The following is a 19,697-nucleotide window of genomic DNA, read 5'->3' on the forward strand; positions in this document are numbered from 1 at the left end:
GATGCCCCCCATTCATTTCGTCGGAGACAGTGAACGGTATGCATAGATTTCTTGCCATTGATGATCGCGAAGACAATCTGATTTCGCTGCAGGCCATTCTCAAAAATGTGAGACCTGAAGACGAAATCATTACCGCGATGTCTGGTGTGGAAGGCATCGAAAAGGCGGTGCGATTGCGCCCCGACCTGATCCTTCTTGATATCTCCATGCCAGCAATGGACGGCTTTGAGGTCTGCTCACTTCTGAAGAGCAAACCGGAGACCATGTACATCCCCATCATACTGCTTACAGCGTATCACACCGACAGCAAGAGCCGGGTGTACGGTCTTGAACAGGGCGCGGAAGCCTTTCTGTCCAAGCCCATCGATGAAGGGGAATTGATCGCACAGATCAACGCGATGCTGCGCCTGAAGGTCGCGGAAGAGTCGTTGCGTGTCGAAAATCGCCAGCTGGAAAACCGCGTCCGAGAGCGCACGCGTGCTCTTGAAAAGAGCCGCAGGCAGTATCAGTTCCTCTTTGACTTTGCCCCTGACATTTACTGCACGCTCGATGATGAAAACCGCATTGTGGCGGCGAATCAGTTTGGTGCTTCATATCTCGGCTACCAGAAAGAAGAGCTTCAGGGAAAAGAATTTCTGACGTTGATTCATCAGGACGACAGGAAGGCTGCGCAGCGCATTGTTGCGTCTTCCCGAAATCAGGGTGTCCCCTCGAACACCGAACCATTCCGCTTGATGCGAAAGGATGGGAGCTTTCTCTGGGTCTCGTTGCGCGCGAACGCCCCGGAACTGCTGCATGAGAGTGAATCAAACGTCCTTCTGATTCTCCACGATGTTACCGAGGAACAGGAAGTGCTTGCGGCGCTTCATCAAAGTGAGATGGAATTGCGGACGCTGTACAACAATCTCTCGGTTGGCATCTACCGGAGCACCCGTGATGGACAGATTGTCTTCGCGAATCCCGCCCTGCTTGAAATGCTGAAATGTGATTCTCTGGAAGAACTGCAGTCCGGCAATCTGCCTGAACAGTTTGCGTACAATCGCACCGAGTTTGAACGGATCATGACCCGGTACAAAGCCGTCAGTGGCTATGAGACCCGTATTCGTCGGCATGACGGAAGCTGGATCGACGTGCGTGAAAATGCGGTTATCGTCCCGGATGAAGATGGTGAGATTCAATATTACGAGGGAACACTTGAGGATATCACTCATAAAGTCAAGGCTGAACGTGACCTGATGGTCAGTGAGCGGCGCTTTCGCGTCCTTGCTGAGACGGCGAAAGATGCCATTCTCGGTTTCGACAGGGATGGTGGGCTCTTGATCTGGAACAGCGCTGCGGCATCCATGTTCTTTCTCGATTCCGAGTTGCATATGGGCACGGCCTGCAAGGGCCTGATTGCGGACCTCGACAGCGATCAACTTCTCGCAATCGCCCAGGATCGGAAAGAGGAATCCTCTCGCTCCCAGGTTGTTGAACGCATATGCCGGAGAACGGATGGATCGGAGTTCCCTGCCGACCTCACGTTGTCAGAAATTGAGAGCTTCGACCGCGTACGCGTGTTTGCCGTGGTGCGCGACATTACCGAGCGAAAGAAACATGAACGCGAACGTGAAGAGACATTGCGTTTTGCGCAGGAAGCTCTTCGTGTCAAGAGCCTCTTTATCGCAAATATGTCGCATGAGATTCGAACACCACTCAATTCGCTTCTCGGTTTCACCTCGCTGCTGGAAGATTCCCTTGCCGACCATCTCAGTGAGGAACAGAAAGAGTATTTCCACATCGTGGAGGAAAGCGGAAGCCGACTTTTCAAAACCGTGCACCATATTCTCGATCTGAGCCACATTGAATCGGGCGGACTGACAGCACACTTCGAGCAGTTCAGCCTGGCCGAGGTGGTGAAGAATATCAACCGTGAAATGCAAGCCGCTTTTCTGGAGAAAGGCCTCACAAGCGTCCTTATGATTGAAGATGACCCGCTCATGATCGAAGCGGATCATTACATGGTGTCTCAGACACTCACGAACATTCTTGAAAACGCCATCAAATACTCGGAGCGGGGTGGTATCATCATCCGAGCAGGGGTTGTAGAGCAGGAGATTCACGTCTCGGTCAAGGATAATGGGGTTGGCATCAGCGAGGATTTCCTGCCGTATGTCTTTACGGAGTTTGCGCAGGAAAGCCAGGGGTACACCAAGAAATATCAGGGCCTGGGACTCGGACTCGCTCTTGCCAAACGGTATGTCGAACTGAACAATGGCCGCATTGAGGTCGAGAGCGAGAAGAATAAGGGATCCAAATTTACCCTGGTCTTTCCGGCTTTATCCGAGCACACTGCAGTTTCATCGATCAATGGCAAGGAAAACGCCTCGTGAGCACCATCACATAGCCTGATATCCTTGCGGGAGCACAACTTTTTCCGGATTTCCCCGTATTATTCAGGATAGCTCTCATCTCCCCAAAGATATCAGGAGTGTAGAAATGTTCCGTTGGTTTATCCTCGCGCTTTCCGTTCTGTTCATTACAGCGAACAGCACGGCACAGCAACTGCCTAAAATCGATTATGAGAAATACACGCTGTCGAATGGTCTGCAGGTCATCCTCTGCGTGAACAAGAAAATTCCTGCAGTGAATGTGAATCTCTGGTATCATGTTGGCTCGAAGAACGAGAAGCCTGGAAAGACCGGATTCGCCCATCTTTTCGAGCACATGATGTTCCAGGGATCCAAGCACGTCGTGGGTGAGTATCTTCAGCTTGCCGAACAGGCTGGCGCGAATCTCCGCACCGGGGGAGTGAACGGGACAACAAACAATGACAGGACGAACTACTTTGAGACGGTGCCCAGCACTTCGCTCGAGTATGCGTTGTGGCTGGAGTCTGATCGCATGGGCTTCCTTGATGACGCACTCACCGAAGAGAAGTTCACCAATCAGCAGGACGTGGTGAAAAATGAAAAGCGGCAGGGTGATAATTCGCCGTACAGTGCGGTGAAGTATCTCGTTGCGGATAATCTGTATCCCGCCGGACACCCTTACGCACACACGGTCATCGGCTCCATTGAGGATCTCACAAATGCGACGCTCGATGACGTCAAGGATTTCTTCAATACCTGGTATGTGCCGAATAACTGCACGCTCACACTCGTCGGCGATTTCGATCCTGCGCATGCAAAGGAACTGGTACACAAGTACTTCGGTCCGCTTGCGCCGGGCAAGCCGCTGTCGCGTCCGGGAGTGAATATCCCGACCCTCAATCGCAATAAGCAGGTGATGGCGAAAGACCGCGTTCCCATGGCCATGCTGCAGCTCGTCTATCCCACGCCACCGATGTTCTCGAAGGAAGAGGCGCCGCTGGATTTTGCCGCATCCATCCTCGGACACGGGAAGACCTCGTATCTCAATCGCAGGCTGGTGCGCGATCTGCAGCTTGCCAACAGCGTGCGCATTTCAAACAGCTGCCGGGAAATAAGCGGCGAATTTACGATCACAGTCGTCGCGCGTCCGGGAGCGGATCTGGAAAAGATCAAAACAATCGTTGATGAAGAGATGGCGTCCTTCCTCGCCAAGGGTCCCACCGAAGAGGAAATGCAGCGTATTCGTTCGGAAATGGCGATGGGCTTTTTGCGTGGACTCGAGCGTATCGGAGGTTTCGGAGGTATTGCGGACCGTCTCAATTCGTATAACACTTTTCTCGGGGAGCCGGATTATTTCCAGAAGGATTTCGATCGCTATCAGAACGTGAAGGCCGAGGATGTCGTGTCCACGTTCCGCAAGTGGATCGCGGATGCGCACAGGCTTGAGATATATATCACGCCGGAAACTTCCGGTCGTCCCGATGCTGAAGAATTCGATCGCACGGTCATTCCTTCCACCGATGGACAATTGAGTTTCAAGGCACCCGAAACGCAGCGCAGTACGCTGGATAACGGACTCGAAATCGTTGTCACCCCGCGGCCGGACCTGCCTGTGGTTTCCACCAGTCTGATGATCAAGACGCAGGATGTGCTGGAGACGGCGGAAAAGGCGGGACGCAGCTCGCTGACCGCAGCAATCATGGATGAAGGCACGACCTCACGCGATGCACTGCAACTGCAGCGCGATCTCGATCAGTATGGATCGAGTCTTCGCGTCAATGGAAGCAAATTCAGTGCCGGCGTCACCCTCAGCAGTCTCGCGAAGAATCTCAAACCTTCATTTGCCATCATGGCCGATGTCGTTCTGCATCCGGCGATGGATGAGGAAGAATTCGCCCGTCTGCAGAAGCGATCGCTTGATGGACTCAAGCGCAGGATGAGTGACCCGGGCAGCATCGCGAACAACATTGCCATGCGCATGCTGTTCGGGGAGAACCATCCCCTCGGACGCAATTCCAGCGGTACGGAATCTTCGATCAACGCGTTGACCACCTCCGATCTTCGCGAAACCTGGGAGCAATTCTGGAGACCCAACAACGCGGTACTGATGTTTGTCGGTGATATTACCATGGACGAAGCGCGCGACCTCGCATCGGAATACCTGGGTGCGTGGGAGAAGGGCGCCATTCCCGACGTCACCATGCCTCCCGCAACAGCACCAGCCGAACAGACGGTGTACCTGGTAGACAAGCAGGGCGCACCTCAATCGCAGGTACGCATCTGTTCTGTCGCTCCCGAGCGCCAGACTCCGGACTACTACGCGCTGAATCTGGCTAACGGACTGCTGGGCGGCGCATTTTCGTCGCGCCTCAATCTCAATATCCGCGAAGACAAGGGCTACGCGTACGGTGCATTCTGTCACATGGTCAATGCGAAGGACTATGGCTACTGGTCCGCCATGGCAGGTGTGCAGACGAAATTCACTCCTGAAGCACTGGTTGAATTCCGCAAGGAAATCGAAGGTATCAGCGGAAGCATTCCTGTCACGCAGACGGAACTTGAGGGAATGCAGAAAAACCTCTCCCGTGGCTATGTGCAGAATTTCGAGAGCAACGACATGGTGCTCGGACAGATTACGCATGTGCTGGCCATGGGGCTTCCAATCGACGATCTCGACAGATACATCCCCGCCATTGAAAAACAGACACCGTCAACCGTCACCAGCGCTGCGAAGAAATACTTTAATTTCCCGCACGCCATCACCGTCGTCGTCGGTGATCTCGCTGAAATCGAGCAGGGCATACGAGCCCTCAACTGGGGCAATGTCGTTGTCGTAGATGCCGAAGGGAATGTGCTCCGCTGAGCATCGCTCCGGCCGCTGAACGCGGCAGTTTCCACCCTTTCAAAGCGCTCCGGTGATCATTCGCCGGAGCGCTCTGCATAGTACCCGATTTATGACCAATAAAATCTCCCCGAGCATGCAACAATGTACCGCCCCGGGCGTATCAATGCGTGCATAATATCCTCCTTCAGCCCTTTTTCCTTCTGGTCCTTCCACCACCGATCGAAAAGGGCTGAACTTATTTTGGGAGAAATTAAGGGGAACACGGATTTTCACGGGTCTTACGGATTTTCACGGAGAAAGGGGCAGGCCGAACTTGTATACAAAGATGGCAGTTGAAAACGAATTCCTGATCAGCTGCCGTACTTGTTGACAAATCCGGCTTCCGACTTTCCTCAGTGAAGATCTGTACGATCCGTGAGAATCCGTGTTCCCCCAGATTGATTTACTTAAGTACGCGGCGGTAGCGGATGACGGCGGCGCTGAAGACGGTGACACCGAAGCCGATCATGGCTGCTGTTTCAGGGAGCAGATACTGAATCGGTGTGCCCTTGAGGTAGATTTCCCGCAAGATCACCATGAAATATCGAAGGGGATTGAGGTAGGTGAAATACTGGATGACATCAGGCATGTTGGCGATGGGGATGAAAAAGCCCGACAACAGGATGGCGAAGATCATGAAGAACCAGCCGACGAACAGGGCCTGCTGCTGAGTTTCCGAGATGGTGGAAATGAAAATGCCGACACCGAGAGTGGTGAGGATGAAGATGGCCGACTCAAAGAACAGCAGCCACAGGCTGCCTTCAACGCCGATGCCGAAAATCAGGTAGACGAAGCCGATGGCGACGGACATTTCGATGAAGCCCAGGATGCTGAAAGGAATGATCTTTCCGAGTATCAGTTGGTACGAGCGAATGGGGGTCACGAGAAGCTGCTCAAGTGTGCCGATTTCCTTTTCTCGCACGATGCCCATGCTCGTCAGGAAGACGGTGATGATCAGAAGGATGAGGGCGACGATGCCGGGCACGATGTACACCTTGCTTTCCATTTCCGGATTGTACCAGAAGCGGGGCTCTGCGCTGACCACGGTGGCCGTGCGGAGGGCACGTCCCATCGACGGCTCCATACGGATGAGATCGACCTGATGCTGCTCGGCGATGGCGGAGAGGTAGCCGATGGCGACACCGGCGCTGTTGCCGTCAATGCCGTCGATCAGCAACTGAATTGCGGGACGCTCACCCCCGACGAGATCACGTTGAAAGTGTTCGGGAATCACCAGGGCGAACTTGACCTTTCCTTCATCAAGCAAATGCTTGAGGGATGCGTAGTCGTCCTCGATGGCGACGACATTGAAGTATTCCGTGTCGCCGAAATGGCGCAGGAATTCCCGGCTCATGGGTGTGCGGTCGAAATCGCAGACGGCGATATCGAGGTTCGTGACATCCGTGGTGATGGCATTCCCGAGAAGCACGAGCTGTATGAAGGGTATTACAAACAGCGCGGCCATCATCGGACGATCGCGGAAGATCTGACGGAATTCTTTCTGTATGAGATAGTAGATGCGCTGCATGGCTGCCGTGCTGATGTATTATTCGAGTCGCATACTGAAACGCCGCGTCGCGACGAGAAGAAGGAACGTGCCGATCCCTGCGAGGATAAGTGCCTGTGGCCACAGTGCCGATAGTCCCACGCCTTTGAGCATGATGGCGCGGATGATGATCAGGAAATACGTTGCAGGGAGGATGTTTGCCAGGTACTGCAGCGCCTGCGGCATGCTGGCGATCGGGAATATGAAACCGCTGAGCATGATGGTCGGGAGAATCGTGGCCATGAGCGTTCCGAACATGGCGATGAGCTGTGTCTTCGCCGCGGTGGATATCATGAGGCCGAAGCTGAGCGCGACGAAAACATAGATAAGCGACATGAGTCCGAGCAGCAGCAGACTGCCCCGTACGGGCACGGCAAACAGCACCCAGGCACTGACGAGGATGACTCCGGCATTGAAAAGTCCGAGAAGAATATAGGGGAAAACCTTGCCGAGTACGATCTCCCGCGCATTCACGGGGGAGACGAGTATCTGTTCCATGGTTCCGGTTTCCTTTTCCCGCGTGATGGCGATGCTTGTCAGGAGCGCGGATATGAGCATGAGAATAAGTGCCACGAGTCCGGGCACGAAAAAGTTGGTGCTGTCGAGATCGGGATTGTAGAAAATGCGCGGTGAGAGTTCAAACAGCAGCGGCAGTTCACGATTCATCCGCTGGTTGTAGAGACGCAGTACCTGTGCGGCATAATTACTGACGAAGGTCCCGACATTGCTGTCGCTCGCATCGATGATCAGCTGGATGGTGCTGCGGTGATTGTTTGCGAGCTGCTTTGAGAAGTCTTTCGGAATGATGATGACGGTATGGACGTCGCGTCGCATGAAGAGATGCTCGATGTTGTCGCGCTTCACTTCCTGCGTATAGGGCTTGAAGAATCCGTTCTCGCTGAACGCCTCGATGAGCATGCGACTCTCGGGTGTGCGCGCATCGTCGATGACGCCAAAGCTGATATTCCGCATATCGAGTGTGATGGCGTAGCCGTACAGCACAATCATCAGAATCGGCATGAGCAGGATAATCAGCAGCGTTCTCCAGTCACGGAAGATATGTATGAATTCCTTGCGGATGATTGCGAGCAGGCGTCTGCGCATCAGGCATCGCCTCCCCGGATACTGGATCCGGCATTGATCGGTGCATCCGGTTCGCCTTGTTCATCAGGTTCGCCTTGTTCATCCGGTTCGCCTTGTTCATCAGGTTCGTCCTCCGTGACGAGATGCACGAAGAGGTCCTGCATGCTGTCGCGACCGTATTTGCGTTTCAGCTCCGTTGGCGCACCAAGTTCGATGATACGTCCTTTGTACATAATGGAAACGCGTCCGCAATACTCCGCTTCATCCATGTAATGTGTGGTGACGAACACGGTTTTCCCGCTGGCGGCGATATCGTATATGATGCGCCAGAAGTTACGGCGCGATATCGGGTCGACGCCGCCCGTCGGTTCGTCGAGGAAGATGATGGAGGGGTCGTGAAGCAGCGAGACGCTGAGGGCGAGGCGCTGTTTCCAGCCGAGGGGGAGTGCGCGGGTGATGGTGTTTTCGCGTCCGCGAAGATTCAGTTCGTCGAGCATGCGGTCGGTTTTCATGATGATTTCTTCACGTGACAGACCGTACACGCCGCCGTAGAATTCAATGTTCTCTGCAACCGTGAGGTCGTCGTACAGCGAGAATTTCTGGCTCATGTAGCCGATGGACTGCTTGATGCTGCGGGCCTGTTCTCGGACGTCGAATCCGCCCACGGTCGCCTCCCCGGCACTCGGAGGGAGCAGCCCGCAGAACATGCGAATAGCCGTCGTCTTACCGGCGCCATTGGCTCCGAGGAAGCCGAATATTTCTCCTCTCTGTACGTCGAGTGAAATACCATCGACAGCGGTGAAGGAACCGAAGCGTTTGGTCAGTCCGCGCGCGGAGACGGCGAGATCAGTCGACATGTTCCGCTCCTTCCTCGATAAGCGAGATGAAGACGTCCTCAAGCGAAGCATCGATGCGTTTCGCTTCGGACTTCACATCAAAGCGGGATTGGATCTCTCGTGTGAGGTCGTCAGCGGTCACCTCAGCCTCGGTCGTGACATGCAGACTGTCGCCGAAGGTTTGCACGGAGCGCACACCCGGAGCAAGCGCGAGCTGTTCGTAATCCTTCACAAGCCGCTGATCGTACAGTGCATAAATGGGATACTGCATGGAGTTGATCAGCGCATCCGGTGTCCCCTGCGCGAGCGTGCGTCCATCATGCATGATGACGATACGGTCGCATTTCATGGCTTCGTCCATGTACGGGGTACTGACGAGTATGGTCACCCCCTGGTCGCGCAGTTCCTGGAGGATGTCCCAGAATTCCTTTCGTGACACGGGGTCAACGCCAGTCGTGGGTTCGTCGAGCACGAGAAGCACGGGGTTGTGTATCAGCGTGCACGACAGTGCCAGTTTCTGCTTCATTCCGCCGCTGAGCCTGCCTGCCAGACGATCGGCGAACGGCTCCAGCCGACTGAAGCGGTAGAGGCGCTCCATGCGTACCGGAATTTCCTCACGCGGTACGGCAAAGAGGTCGGCAAAGAAACGCAGATTCTGTCCGACCGAGAGGTCCGTATAGAGCGAGAAGCGCTGCGGCATGTACCCGGTAATCGCGCGGATGGCCTTGCTCTCGTGCACGGCATCTTTTCCCTCTACCGTAATACGCCCGCTGTCGGGACGCAGCAGGGTGACGATGCAGCGCATGGTGGTGGTTTTCCCGGCACCGTCGGGACCAATCAGTCCGAACAGCTCTCCCTTTTCGACCTCGAAGTCGAGGTTCTGCACTGCGCGGACGGAGCCATAGGATTTTGAGAAGTCCTTCACCGACAACAGCGGTGTCATGATTTACCCTTCTCCATGGTGACAGTGACGGGCATGCCGATCTTCAGCAACTGGCGGTCGTTGGGGACAGTGACCTTGACAGGGTAAACGAGTGCGGTACGCGTCTCTTCGGTCAGGATGGATTTGGGCGTGAACTCCGCGCTTTCCGAAATCCAGCTGACGGTGCCGTACAGCACCTCGTCACTCCCGTCAATGCGCACGCTGACACGCTGACCGAGCATGACCTCCGGCAGCCGCTTTTCCGGTATGTAGATTTTTGTCCACAGTTCCGAAAGGTCGGCGATTTCAAAGACCGGGGAACCGATGCCAAGCAGTTCACCGCGGTCGGCGTAGCGGACAAGCACGTTGCCGTCGAGAGGAGATACGATATCGGCATCGCGCAACTGCTTGCGGACGATATCCTGTCCCGCATCGATCTGGCCCGTCTTGCTCTGCAGTGCGGCCAGCGAAGCTTCTGCCGCGGCGATTTCCGCTTCGGCGGCTTCGAACTGCGTGCTCAGGTCGTCGACGGCCTGTCGGGTTACGGCTTCCTGTTTGAGCAGGGCGCGGAAGCGCTCGAGACGTGTTGCGAGATTGTCACGTTGCACGCGTGCGGCATTCAGGCGGGACTTCGCAGCAGTTATCTGATGCGCCAGTTCCATCTGCTGCGCACCGCTCTGCGCGAGCTGGTAATCGAGCCGCTCGGTTTCCACGCGGGCGAGAAGATCACCACGCTTGACGGTGTTCCCTTCGTCCGCTTCCAGGGCGATAATGCGTCCCGGGGTCTCTGCGCTCACGCGAACGGTGTTGGCGTCGATGATGCCGGTGTATTGCAGGGCGTCATCATTTCCGTTGCCGCATGCGGAGAATGCGAGGAGTGTGACGGTGAGTATGATAATGCGCGCTTTCATTCGGGTACTCCTTAATTCCATCCAGTTTCAACGGCAAGTTCGGTGAGCTTCATGGCATAGCGTATTTCATTCTGTTCGCGCTGCAACCGGGCGGTGGTCGTCGCGGTTTCGGCGTCCACCAGTTCCGTCGCCGTCGCCAGTCCCTGCGTAAACCGGGCACGGACCAGCTGCTGCTTGGTGGCGTTCTCCTCGACCTGGCGTTCAAGTACGGATCGTGTTGCCTGCAGGACGTCGAGTTCGTTGACGATGCGGTCAATACCCGTGAGTATTCTGCCGCGGAGCCGGCTGCGCTTGCTCTCGGTTTCCTTCAACGCGATTTGCTGCTGCGCCACCTCCGCACGATCACCTCCCCAGGACCAGAGGTTCCATTGCAGTTTTACGCCGGCAGTGTAATAATCCATCCATTCATTGCTGATCTGATCGACGCCCGGACGTCCATACCGGTAGGATGCAAAGGCCTGGAGGGAAGGGTAGTAGTCGGCTTCCTCGCTGCGAACGACATCACGGTAGAGCTTTTCCTGCAGCGAGAGGATGCGGAAGTCAGAACGTTTCTCAAGCGCCATGTCTCCGAGCTTCCCCGCGCGATACTCCTGAAGCGGCGCTTCGTCGTAGGTGATTTCTTCACTGATGGAAAAACTCCCCGCGGACTGCACCAGCAGTTCTCCGAGTGTGAGCAGGGTGTTGCGTTCTTCGACAAGCGCTGAACTGCGCTGCAGGTCGAGCGCACTGCGGCGGGTCGAAAGCTGCAGCGTGTCATAGGCCAGCACCTGTCCCTGGGCATAGAGTTGCTTGAGCGTTTCCAGCTGTTTGCCCAGCCACTGCAGCTGTTCATCATAGATGTGCACGCTGCGCCGGGCGAGTTGAGCGCGGCGATAGAGCAGGGCGACGCGGTGACGCAGTGCCGTGCGCGTACCCTGCAGTGCCTCCCGCGCGATACTGCTGCGCGTTTCCGCGGCGTCCTGCATGGCGGAAAGCCGGAAACCGGAAAACAGCGGGACGCTGGCGGTGAGGGCAGTCTCATACACGTTGCCATCGCCGAAGGAAATGCTGCGTGAAAGGACGCCGGGTATTTGAAAATCTATGCTTGCGGTTTCGCTGACATGCGTGTACCCGGCTTCGAAATCGAGCCTGGGCAGCCTGCGGGCGCGTACCGCGTCAACACCTTGCTCCGCACGCTGCACGGCGAGTTCCGCCAGGTGCACATCCTGGTAATGCTCGAGCGCAAGTGCTTGTGCCTCCGCGAGCGAAAGTTCGCGCTGCGCAACCGCACTTGTTCCAAGCAGGATGAGGAGGAAGGGAGTGAACAGCCATTTCATGAGTGCAGCTCCGTTCGTGGTTTGAGTCCGTTCATCAGTATGTCGTAGATATGACGCTTGCGTTCTTCGAGAAATGCCGTCCGCTGCTCTGCAATCTCAGGCAGTACCGCTGAAATCACCGGGAAGGCCGCGAAAATATAAATGCAGGATCCCATCACCGTGATCAGCGTCTGTGCGGCGCCGAGGTCCCGAATCTCACCCTGGCGCACCGCTCGCTCGAAGCCCCGGATGAATACCTGAGGGACGTTCTTTCCCTCCGGAAGAAAGATCTCCCGCATCTTTGCTCCCAGCAGGGGTTCACCGTCGGCGATGTCGCGCAGAATGAACAGCGGCAGCGCGGGTTTCTCACTCAGGAGATCCATGTACCGGTCGATGAAGTGCTTCAGCATCTCATCGAACGAAGCGTTTTCAGGAATAGTCGATGCAAGACGAAGGAAGAAATGGCGGATGACGAACACGAACACCTCATCGTACAACCGCTCCTTGTTGCGGAAGTAGTAGTGAATCAGCGCCTTGTTCAATCCTGCCTGATCCGCGATTTCCTGCAGCCGCGCTCCCTGCTTCCCGCGCTTGCTGAATACATCGATGGCGGCCAGGAAAATCTTCTCTTCGCTTTCTGAGTAACTGCGATCGCTTAACATATCCTTAACTGGTTGATTTAACCATACGGTTAAACTGTATGGACAAATATAGACGCCCGGATTGAGGAAGTCAAATCCGAGCGAAAAAAAATTCCAAAATTGGGGTTTCCGGACAGTATTCAGCGATACTTTATACTGTCAGCGAAGCACCATCGGATGGGCTGCGTGTATTCCGCCTCCGTGTATCTCGAGGATATGCATTCCCCTGGGCCAGGAGCTGCAGGGGAGGGACAGAACGTGTCGACCGGCGGGGAGGAGGCGTCCGGCGCAATGTTCTGCCAGGACCTCCCCTGACAGCGTGACGGCTCGGATGGTAATTGTCGATGCAGCGGGAAGCGAAATTTCAACCGAGATTGCTTCGCGGGCGGGAAGAGGGAATACGCTGCAATGCACCCTGTCTGCCTCTTCCGGGAAGGAGGGCACGACGCAGGTCGCAGAATAGTGGCAGCTTCCATCGCGGTCCTGCTGGCGAAGTCGATATGCATATTCTGCATATTTCGAGACGCTGGTATCGCTCCACCGGTACTGCATGGGACTGCTTCTGCAGCCCTGTCCACGTATGAATCCACGATTCTCCCATTCGCTGACTGCGCCGGTGCGCCGCTGCACGTAAAACCCATGGTTATTCAGCTCAATCGCGGTAGTCCATTGTAATTCCACCGCATCGAATTTCCGTGCGGCGCGAAAGTGCTGCAGCTCCACGGGGAGTGGCTGTGCGGCGATACTGTTGAGGTAGCGCACATCATCGACCGTGAGTTCGAGAAGATTCGCCGTGCTTTTGGCGGCATACCACATGAACGAGTCGATGAGCACGGAATCGGGAAGTCCTGTTTTACTGATATCGTCAGCAACACGAACACCCCCCAGCCAGATGTCACAGCATCCCGCGGCTACCGTCTGCACGCTATCGTGCACGTAGCTTCGGGATGAGTTTCCATTGTTCCCGTACAGTTCGAAAAGGAAAGCGTTTCCGCGCGCGATCTGCGCAGCGGGAAGCGGAGTCCATCCCGAGGATCTGCGTACGAGCATGGTCACCGTTCCGGCCGTGTCGATGCTCCAACGCACCCCCATGAACACCTCGGCCGAGGTAAATCCCCCGTTGTCCGAAAAGCAGCTGCCATTGCCTGCGAACAGGTAGATGTCGCCCGGCAGTCCATCGATGCGCATACTGCAGCGAAGGGTGAGTGCATCACCGGGTGCGAAGTCGTACAGCTGCGCTTTGTTGAGTGAAGAACCGGTCGGTGCGCGCAACAGCATCTCGCTGCCGCTGCCGATGGCACTGGCGCCGGACTGCCTGAGATATACGCCTCCGCCCTGCGATCCTATGCGGACGCGTGTGTCTCCCGAGGGTGGTGCTGGCAGCAGCTGCTTTGTGACGCCCTGTGTGCAGCTGTCAACGCCCGTTCCAAAATCATAGTACCAGTGCTGCTGTGCTGCCAGCGGTGCCGTGAACGTGCTCACGTACACGATGGCGGCGAGCAGCGCAAAACAGAATGCCTGCGTCAAGCCTCGCATTGCGGTCTCCCCATATGTTGTGTGTCAATCGCTGAACATGCTCCCTGTTTCAGCGGTTCGGTGTCAACATACGTCCTGCAGATGTTCGCGGCAAGGCAAACAGAAATCCGCAGGTTTGAGATCGATGTCTTCGACGTAAGTGGAGGAGTTCATCACGCAGGGCAGCTCAAGGCAGTGCCGGAGTCCGAAGGTGTGCCCGAGTTCATGCAGCGCCTCCTTGAGGCAGCGGGATTGCAGCGTCTCGGCGGCATGCGGCATACCGTAGAATTCATTGTGGAGGCGGAACGTCGAGAACAGCGCGGCGCGGTTATTGAGCTGCGCCTGCCCGAAGACGAAGGTGAGGACGGGAATGAACAGATCGTATGGGGTGATACCGAGGACGCGCTGCTCACCCCGTTCGGGCAGTGAAACCAGGTTCGCAAGCAATTCCGTGCTGTGGTACTGCTTGCGGGACGAGTCGAGTGCGGCATCGATATCCATGGGAATCGCCTCTACGCGGCACTGCAGGGGCAGCACCTGTTCCAGTCCCATGATGAGGGACTGGAAAGAGACATCCCGGGGATGCGCGCCGAGCGGTATAATGCGGACGACCTGCATACTGCGCACGGTCAGGGACGCTTCAGACCGTATTTTTCGATTTTGTTGTACAGTGTGACGCGGTCGATATGCAGCTGCTCGGCCGTGCGCGAAATATTCCAGTCGAAGTTAGCCAGCATACGTTCGATATGTCTCCGCTCCACGTCAGCGAGGGTAACGTCCTCTGAAGACGAGGCGGGACGTGATGCCATCTGCATCGGAAGATCGTCGGGGGTGATGGTACCCGACTTGTTGATCACCACGGCGCGTTCGATGGCATTGACGAGTTCACGCACGTTCCCGGGCCAGTCGTATGCTTTGAGAATGTCCATCGCTTCCGGGGCGATGTCGTTCACGGTCCGGTTCATCGTCCTGCAGTGCTTCTCAAGAAAATGCCGGGCAAGCTGCGGGATGTCCGTCTGCCGTTCTCGCAGAGGGGGAAGGGAAATGGTGAACACATTGATGCGGTAGAATAAATCCTCCCGGAAATTCCCGGCTTTCACCTCATCTTCGAGGTTCAGGTTGGTCGCGCAGATCAGGCGGAAATCGGCCTTCACCATGCGTTCACCGCCGACGCGGTGAAACTCGCGATCCTCAAGCACACGGAGGAGGTCGACCTGCGATTTGAGTCCGAGGGTCCCGATCTCATCAAGAAAGAGCGTGCCTCCACGGGCCATCTCGAGCTTCCCCTTGCGACGATACTGCGCACCGGTGAACGCACCTTTTTCATGCCCGAACAGCTCGCTCTCCATGAGCGTTTCAGGGATGGCGCCGCAATTGACGGGGATAATGGGGAAGTACTTGCGTGTGCTGTTCATGTGAATGGCGCGGGCGATCAGCTCCTTGCCTGTGCCGCTTTCGCCGAGGACGAGCACGGTCGAATCGGTCGGGGCGACGGTCTTTACAAGTTCGAAAACTTTCTGCATCTGCGGACTGTCACCGACGATATCGTCAACGAACTGCAGATGATCGATGCTTTCACGCAGCGCGGTGTTTTCCCGCTGCAGGCGGATGCGATCGACAGCGTTGCGCACGAGAATGGAAAGTTCGTCCGGATCGACGGGTTTGGTCGTGTAATCGAAGGCCCCGGCTTTGAGCGCGCGCACCGCGGTATCCACTGTCGCAAACGCTGTGATGATGATGATGATCACATCCTGGTTGAACTCCCGAATCCTGTCCTGCAATGCCAGTCCGTCCATCCCCGGCATTTTGATATCGAGCAGAATGATATCGATGTGCTGCTCCTGCATGCGTTTGAGTGCCTCCGCGGCATTTTCCGCGGTGAGCATGCTGTAGCCGTCATCCTGGAACCATGCTTCGAGTGACTGGCGAACACTCAGTTCATCGTCGACGACCATGATGGTGATTTCAGATGGATCGAATGCGCTCATGCGTCCTCCTGACTGTGCGTATCCGGACCGGAGATCGGGATAATGATGGTAAATTCCGCTCCCTTGCCGGGAGCGCTTTTCAGCGTGATGCGTCCCTCGTGACTCTGCACGATCCCGTAGGCAATCGAGAGCCCGAGTCCCGTTCCGTGTCCTTCTTCCTTGGTTGTGAAGAATGGCTCGAAAATGCGCTGCTGATCTTCCTGCGAGATGCCCACGCCGGTATCGGCGATCCGTATCACCGCCTGCGACTCCTGCCGCAGCAGGGCGATGCGCAGCCTGCCGCCCTCGGGCATGGATTCTATGGCGTTGATAATGATGGCGAGCACGACCTGCTGAATCTGATTCTGATCGCAGTTGACGAGAAGGGCGTCATGCGGGAGCTGTACTTCGAGATGAATCTCGTAGAGATTGATCTTGTGCTGGACGAGCTTGATCGACTTGTCCACTACTTCGCCCAGGTCTGCCTGGCTATATTTCCCTTCTCCGCCACGGGCGAAGAAGAGCAGATTCTTCACGATGTCGCCGCAACGCCGGGCTTCGTCAGCGATCAGCTTGACCTCGTTGCCCATGCGTTCGCAGTGCTCGGCATCAACTTCACCCTTGCCGAGTCGTTTCTCGATCAGCCTTGCATAGGTGAGGATGCCTGCCAGCGGGTTATTCAGTTCATGCGCGATGATGGAGCTCAGCTTGCCGAGAGACGCCATCTTTTCCATGTGCATGATCTGTGACTGCACGCGATTGAGCTGCTGTGTCTTTTCCTCAACCTTGTCTTCAAGCGTATTCGACCATTCGACCAGCGCGGATTTTGCCCTCTGCAGTTCCCCGCTCATTTTATTGAACGAGGTCACGAGCTGCCCGAGTTCGTCTTTCCGTTCAAGGTGAATCTGATGCGAGAGGTCCCCCGCAGCCACGGCGGATGTACCGGCGATCAGCGATTTCACCGGTTTGTGCACGAAGAAATAGATGAGCAGCACACTGACCCCGGCGAGGATGAGGAACGCCGCGAGGGAGAGGAGGAAGGCGATGCGCTGCTGTGAGGCAACATGCGCGTCGGTTTCCTCGAGGGACATCTGTACGTCGAGCACGCCGAGCACTGTCTGTTTCGGATTGTGTGCGTGACAGGGAGCCGTGGAGCAACCGGGTCGGTTTTCAATGGGAGTGATGAGTCCGAGCACTCGGTGTCCACGCGGGGAGTCATAGATACGCATGAACTGATCGCTGCTGGTCTGCGTGAACGTCGACGATTCCCCGTGACACATGGTGCAGGCATCGGCACGCTTGTCGACCTGCGTGCCGGTCTCGCTGCGATTGGTGGAATAGCGTATGGTCCCGGTCTTGTCATAAATGCGGATTACGTCGAGCCCGGGGGCTTCCCGCATGTTTTTCACTGTTTGCCATATGTTATCCCTGTCGTTTTCCTGCATGGCATGCAGAAGGGCCGACTTGGAAAAGGTACTTGCGCGTTCGGCGCAGAGATAAATGGTGCGCTCGAGGAAGTTGTACTGCGCCTCGATATGGAGGTAGCTCACCGACAGCAGTACGATGAACATCGCCGCGAATACCGTTGCAATGATTTTGAAGCTGAGAGAATGATAGAAGCGCATGGGAACTCCGTCTGAGGGACGGGAAAGCTGTCAGTACAAACTAGGAAAGTCCGTTGCCATCAGCAAACTTCGGACCTTATTCTCCGCCAATGAAATTGCTGAGCAGCTTCCAGTAGCGCTCCTCCCCGAGCATCTGTTCGAGTGAGGAGACAGGAGCGCCACCGTCGTTGAGGCAGGGTCCGACCATGGGGGAGGCGAGCATCCGGGTGATACGGTCAGACAGGGTGCGGGCGCGCTTACGGATGCGACGGTCATGATTGCGGGGGGTAGACAGCTGGGCATGGGCGAGGGAAGCGACGGAAGGGGAGATGGTGACCAGCGCACCTTTTTCATAGGGTGCGGAACGCACGACGTCGGGCGTGGTGCGCAGGAAGGTATTCCTGCACACCACGGTTCCCGACACCGGGGCAGAGAGGGGAACTGTGTGGCTCCCACCATAGACCCATCCGAATGTATCCCCTTCCTGCAGTGTCGTATGGTTTGCAACGATCACGATCTGCAGATCATCGGGCAAGAGCGCAGCGCCGAATGCATCGAGTCCGCAGGCGACCATGCCGTTGAGCATGACGCGAGCCCAGATATGCCTTGCGCTGTACTGCATGTTCTCGCACAGGGAAATCGAGCGCAGAGGCGCCAGCAGGGGTTGCAGGCTGTCAGGCACGTCATCCGGGAGCTGAAGATCGACCTTGCGGTAGGTCAGCTCAGGATGCTCCTGCATGCAGTATGCATCGTGGTCGCGGAGGGCGGCGTCAAGCGGACAGTGTTCACAGTGAAAATTCCTGTCGCAGAGCTTGAAGTTGAGCACGCCCGCTTCAACCCAGATACATTGTTGTTCCTGCTGCGTATCGATGATAATGCCCATGACGGCAGTCCGTGAGTTGCGTGCTGTTGTGAAATCAGTGGCGATGCAGTTCGGCCGCGGGGTTTCCCTCAACAGGATGTGCAGCGGTCCGTTCCGGCTCGTCGTTGATACGAAGTACCGTCTCTTCTTCATGTTCCGGAAAAATCGGCAGGTACTTCACCGCATAGGCGAAGAGGACGAATCCAGCGGTGACAATCGAAATCGTGACCGCGAGTTCGCCGATGGAAGGGAAGTAGGAGGCGCCGAAGTTGTCGCGATAGTAGGCTTCCAGCGACGTCATCGTCACATTGAGGCGATTGGTCATGAAGCCGAGGACGACCGAAAAGGCCGTGAAGAAGAGTCCTGCACGCGACTGTCCCCAGCCACGGATATTGAAAAGCAGCAGCGGGACGATGAGCATGAGCGTGACTTCGAGATACAGCATGCTGGTTTCGAACGAAGGTTCGGCCAGGAAATGCAGTGCGTCGCGGCGGAAAAGGTCGATGCCGCGCATGGTCCAGTACACCAGCAGTACGCCGAGCATGATGCGCGCGAGATCACGCAGCAGCGGCGTTTCCAGCGTCTTGCCGAATGCACGGGCACTGAGATAGGATTCGACGATGGTCATGCCGAGTCCGACACCCACGGCGCTGATGAAGAAAAACACCGGCAGCATGGGGGAGTACCAGAACGCATGCATTTTCTGCGGGACGATCAGGTAGAGAGAGCCGAGGCTGGACTGATGCAGCATCGAGAGCAGGATACCCGCGATGATGAGCGGGATGGTGATCGCTTTCATGACTTTCAGCGCGCGATGCAGTTTGAAGCGTTCGAGCACCACGGGTGAGAATTCCAGTGCGAGCACCGTCGTGTAAATCATCACGCACATGGCGACTTCAAACAGCACCGAATGCGGATTCTGATAGATCAGGGCGTGCCAGATGGCCCAGGGACGACCAAGATCGAAAAGCAGTCCCACGATGACCAGACTGTAGCCGAGAAAGGCCGTCAGGATGGCGGGACGCACGATGGGTTTGAAACGTTTGAGATGAAAGATGTAGACGATTCCGGCAAGTGTGAATCCACCTGCGGCGAGTCCGACTCCGGTGACGACGTCGAAGCCGATCCACAGACCCCACGGGGTGATGTCGGAGAGGTTTGTCGCCGCTCCGAGTCCCCAGCCGAAGCGGATAATGGTCGCCGTGAGTCCCCCGAGGAGGAACACGGCTGCCGTGACTTTCCAGAAGGTAATGCGCGGCATTGCGAGTTTCATGATGTTC

15 protein-coding genes are annotated in these 19,697 nt (G+C 56.3%); 2 read left to right on the forward strand and 13 right to left on the reverse strand.

Annotation, left to right across the window (positions count from 1 at the left end):
- Positions 1–38 precede the first annotated feature (38 nt).
- Both KQI65_04525 and KQI65_04530 read left to right on the forward strand, forming a co-directional pair.
- Positions 39–2,372, forward strand: coding sequence for a PAS domain S-box protein (locus KQI65_04525; GenBank protein MCB2203991.1), 2,334 nt, complete (start codon positions 39–41; stop codon positions 2,370–2,372).
- Between the two features lie 106 nt (positions 2,373–2,478).
- Positions 2,479–5,214, forward strand: coding sequence for an insulinase family protein (locus KQI65_04530; GenBank protein ID MCB2203992.1), 2,736 nt, complete (start codon positions 2,479–2,481; stop codon positions 5,212–5,214).
- Positions 5,215–5,638: 424 nt separating this feature from the next.
- On the opposite strand, the gene KQI65_04535 is transcribed toward KQI65_04530, so the two are convergent.
- From KQI65_04535 to hybB, 13 genes are all read right to left on the reverse strand, one after another.
- Positions 5,639–6,763, reverse strand: coding sequence for an ABC transporter permease (locus tag KQI65_04535; protein ID MCB2203993.1), 1,125 nt, complete (start codon positions 6,761–6,763; stop codon positions 5,639–5,641).
- 18 nt (positions 6,764–6,781) lie between these two features.
- Entirely contained in the window at positions 6,782–7,885 is a 1,104-nt protein-coding gene (locus KQI65_04540; protein ID MCB2203994.1) for an ABC transporter permease, read from the reverse strand.
- Positions 7,885–8,721, reverse strand: a complete 837-nt coding sequence (locus KQI65_04545) for an ABC transporter ATP-binding protein (protein MCB2203995.1) — start codon at positions 8,719–8,721, stop codon at positions 7,885–7,887. The genes KQI65_04540 and KQI65_04545 overlap by 1 nt, the downstream gene beginning before the upstream one ends.
- Entirely contained in the window at positions 8,711–9,643 is a 933-nt protein-coding gene (locus tag KQI65_04550) for an ABC transporter ATP-binding protein (GenBank protein MCB2203996.1), read from the reverse strand. The genes KQI65_04545 and KQI65_04550 overlap by 11 nt, the downstream gene beginning before the upstream one ends.
- Positions 9,640–10,533 (reverse strand): efflux RND transporter periplasmic adaptor subunit, encoded by an 894-nt coding sequence (locus KQI65_04555; GenBank protein MCB2203997.1) that lies wholly within the window; start codon positions 10,531–10,533, stop codon positions 9,640–9,642. The genes KQI65_04550 and KQI65_04555 overlap by 4 nt, the downstream gene beginning before the upstream one ends.
- An 11-nt stretch (positions 10,534–10,544) precedes the next feature.
- The gene (locus KQI65_04560; GenBank protein ID MCB2203998.1) at positions 10,545–11,849 is read right to left on the reverse strand and encodes a TolC family protein; all 1,305 of its coding nucleotides are present in this window, start codon (positions 11,847–11,849) and stop codon (positions 10,545–10,547) included.
- Entirely contained in the window at positions 11,846–12,490 is a 645-nt protein-coding gene (locus KQI65_04565; GenBank protein ID MCB2203999.1) for a TetR/AcrR family transcriptional regulator, read from the reverse strand. The genes KQI65_04560 and KQI65_04565 overlap by 4 nt, the downstream gene beginning before the upstream one ends.
- A gap of 138 nt (positions 12,491–12,628) precedes the next feature.
- Positions 12,629–14,005 (reverse strand): hypothetical protein, encoded by a 1,377-nt coding sequence (locus KQI65_04570; GenBank protein MCB2204000.1) that lies wholly within the window; start codon positions 14,003–14,005, stop codon positions 12,629–12,631.
- A 63-nt stretch (positions 14,006–14,068) separates the two neighbouring features.
- The gene (locus KQI65_04575) at positions 14,069–14,611 is read right to left on the reverse strand and encodes an archaemetzincin (protein MCB2204001.1); all 543 of its coding nucleotides are present in this window, start codon (positions 14,609–14,611) and stop codon (positions 14,069–14,071) included.
- A gap of 2 nt (positions 14,612–14,613) precedes the next feature.
- Positions 14,614–15,972, reverse strand: coding sequence for a sigma-54 dependent transcriptional regulator (locus KQI65_04580; protein ID MCB2204002.1), 1,359 nt, complete (start codon positions 15,970–15,972; stop codon positions 14,614–14,616).
- Complete coding sequence (locus tag KQI65_04585) at positions 15,969–17,576, reverse strand: HAMP domain-containing protein (protein ID MCB2204003.1); 1,608 nt, start codon at positions 17,574–17,576, stop codon at positions 15,969–15,971. Before KQI65_04585 ends, KQI65_04580 begins: the two co-directional genes overlap by 4 nt.
- A gap of 76 nt (positions 17,577–17,652) precedes the next feature.
- Positions 17,653–18,438 (reverse strand): hypothetical protein, encoded by a 786-nt coding sequence (locus tag KQI65_04590; protein MCB2204004.1) that lies wholly within the window; start codon positions 18,436–18,438, stop codon positions 17,653–17,655.
- A gap of 34 nt (positions 18,439–18,472) precedes the next feature.
- On the reverse strand, positions 18,473–19,690 hold the full coding sequence (hybB, locus tag KQI65_04595) for a Ni/Fe-hydrogenase cytochrome b subunit (protein MCB2204005.1): 1,218 nt from the start codon (positions 19,688–19,690) through the stop codon (positions 18,473–18,475).
- Positions 19,691–19,697 lie beyond the last annotated feature (7 nt).

This window comes from bacterium (genome assembly GCA_020444325.1).
GTDB lineage: Bacteria > Bacteroidota > Ignavibacteria > SZUA-365 > SZUA-365 > BM516.

Coding starts and splice junctions, on each gene's coding strand:
- KQI65_04525 (MCB2203991.1), top strand. CDS start 39: ATGCATAGATTTCTTGCCATTGATGATCGCGAAGACAATCTGATTTCG.
- KQI65_04530 (MCB2203992.1), top strand. CDS start 2,479: ATGTTCCGTTGGTTTATCCTCGCGCTTTCCGTTCTGTTCATTACAGCG.
- KQI65_04535 (MCB2203993.1), bottom strand. CDS start 6,763: ATGCAGCGCATCTACTATCTCATACAGAAAGAATTCCGTCAGATCTTC.
- KQI65_04540 (MCB2203994.1), bottom strand. CDS start 7,885: ATGCGCAGACGCCTGCTCGCAATCATCCGCAAGGAATTCATACATATC.
- KQI65_04545 (MCB2203995.1), bottom strand. CDS start 8,721: ATGTCGACTGATCTCGCCGTCTCCGCGCGCGGACTGACCAAACGCTTC.
- KQI65_04550 (MCB2203996.1), bottom strand. CDS start 9,643: ATGACACCGCTGTTGTCGGTGAAGGACTTCTCAAAATCCTATGGCTCC.
- KQI65_04555 (MCB2203997.1), bottom strand. CDS start 10,533: ATGAAAGCGCGCATTATCATACTCACCGTCACACTCCTCGCATTCTCC.
- KQI65_04560 (MCB2203998.1), bottom strand. CDS start 11,849: ATGAAATGGCTGTTCACTCCCTTCCTCCTCATCCTGCTTGGAACAAGT.
- KQI65_04565 (MCB2203999.1), bottom strand. CDS start 12,490: ATGTTAAGCGATCGCAGTTACTCAGAAAGCGAAGAGAAGATTTTCCTG.
- KQI65_04570 (MCB2204000.1), bottom strand. CDS start 14,005: ATGCGAGGCTTGACGCAGGCATTCTGTTTTGCGCTGCTCGCCGCCATC.
- KQI65_04580 (MCB2204002.1), bottom strand. CDS start 15,972: ATGAGCGCATTCGATCCATCTGAAATCACCATCATGGTCGTCGACGAT.
- KQI65_04585 (MCB2204003.1), bottom strand. CDS start 17,576: ATGCGCTTCTATCATTCTCTCAGCTTCAAAATCATTGCAACGGTATTC.
- KQI65_04590 (MCB2204004.1), bottom strand. CDS start 18,438: ATGGGCATTATCATCGATACGCAGCAGGAACAACAATGTATCTGGGTT.
- hybB (MCB2204005.1), bottom strand. CDS start 19,690: ATGAAACTCGCAATGCCGCGCATTACCTTCTGGAAAGTCACGGCAGCC.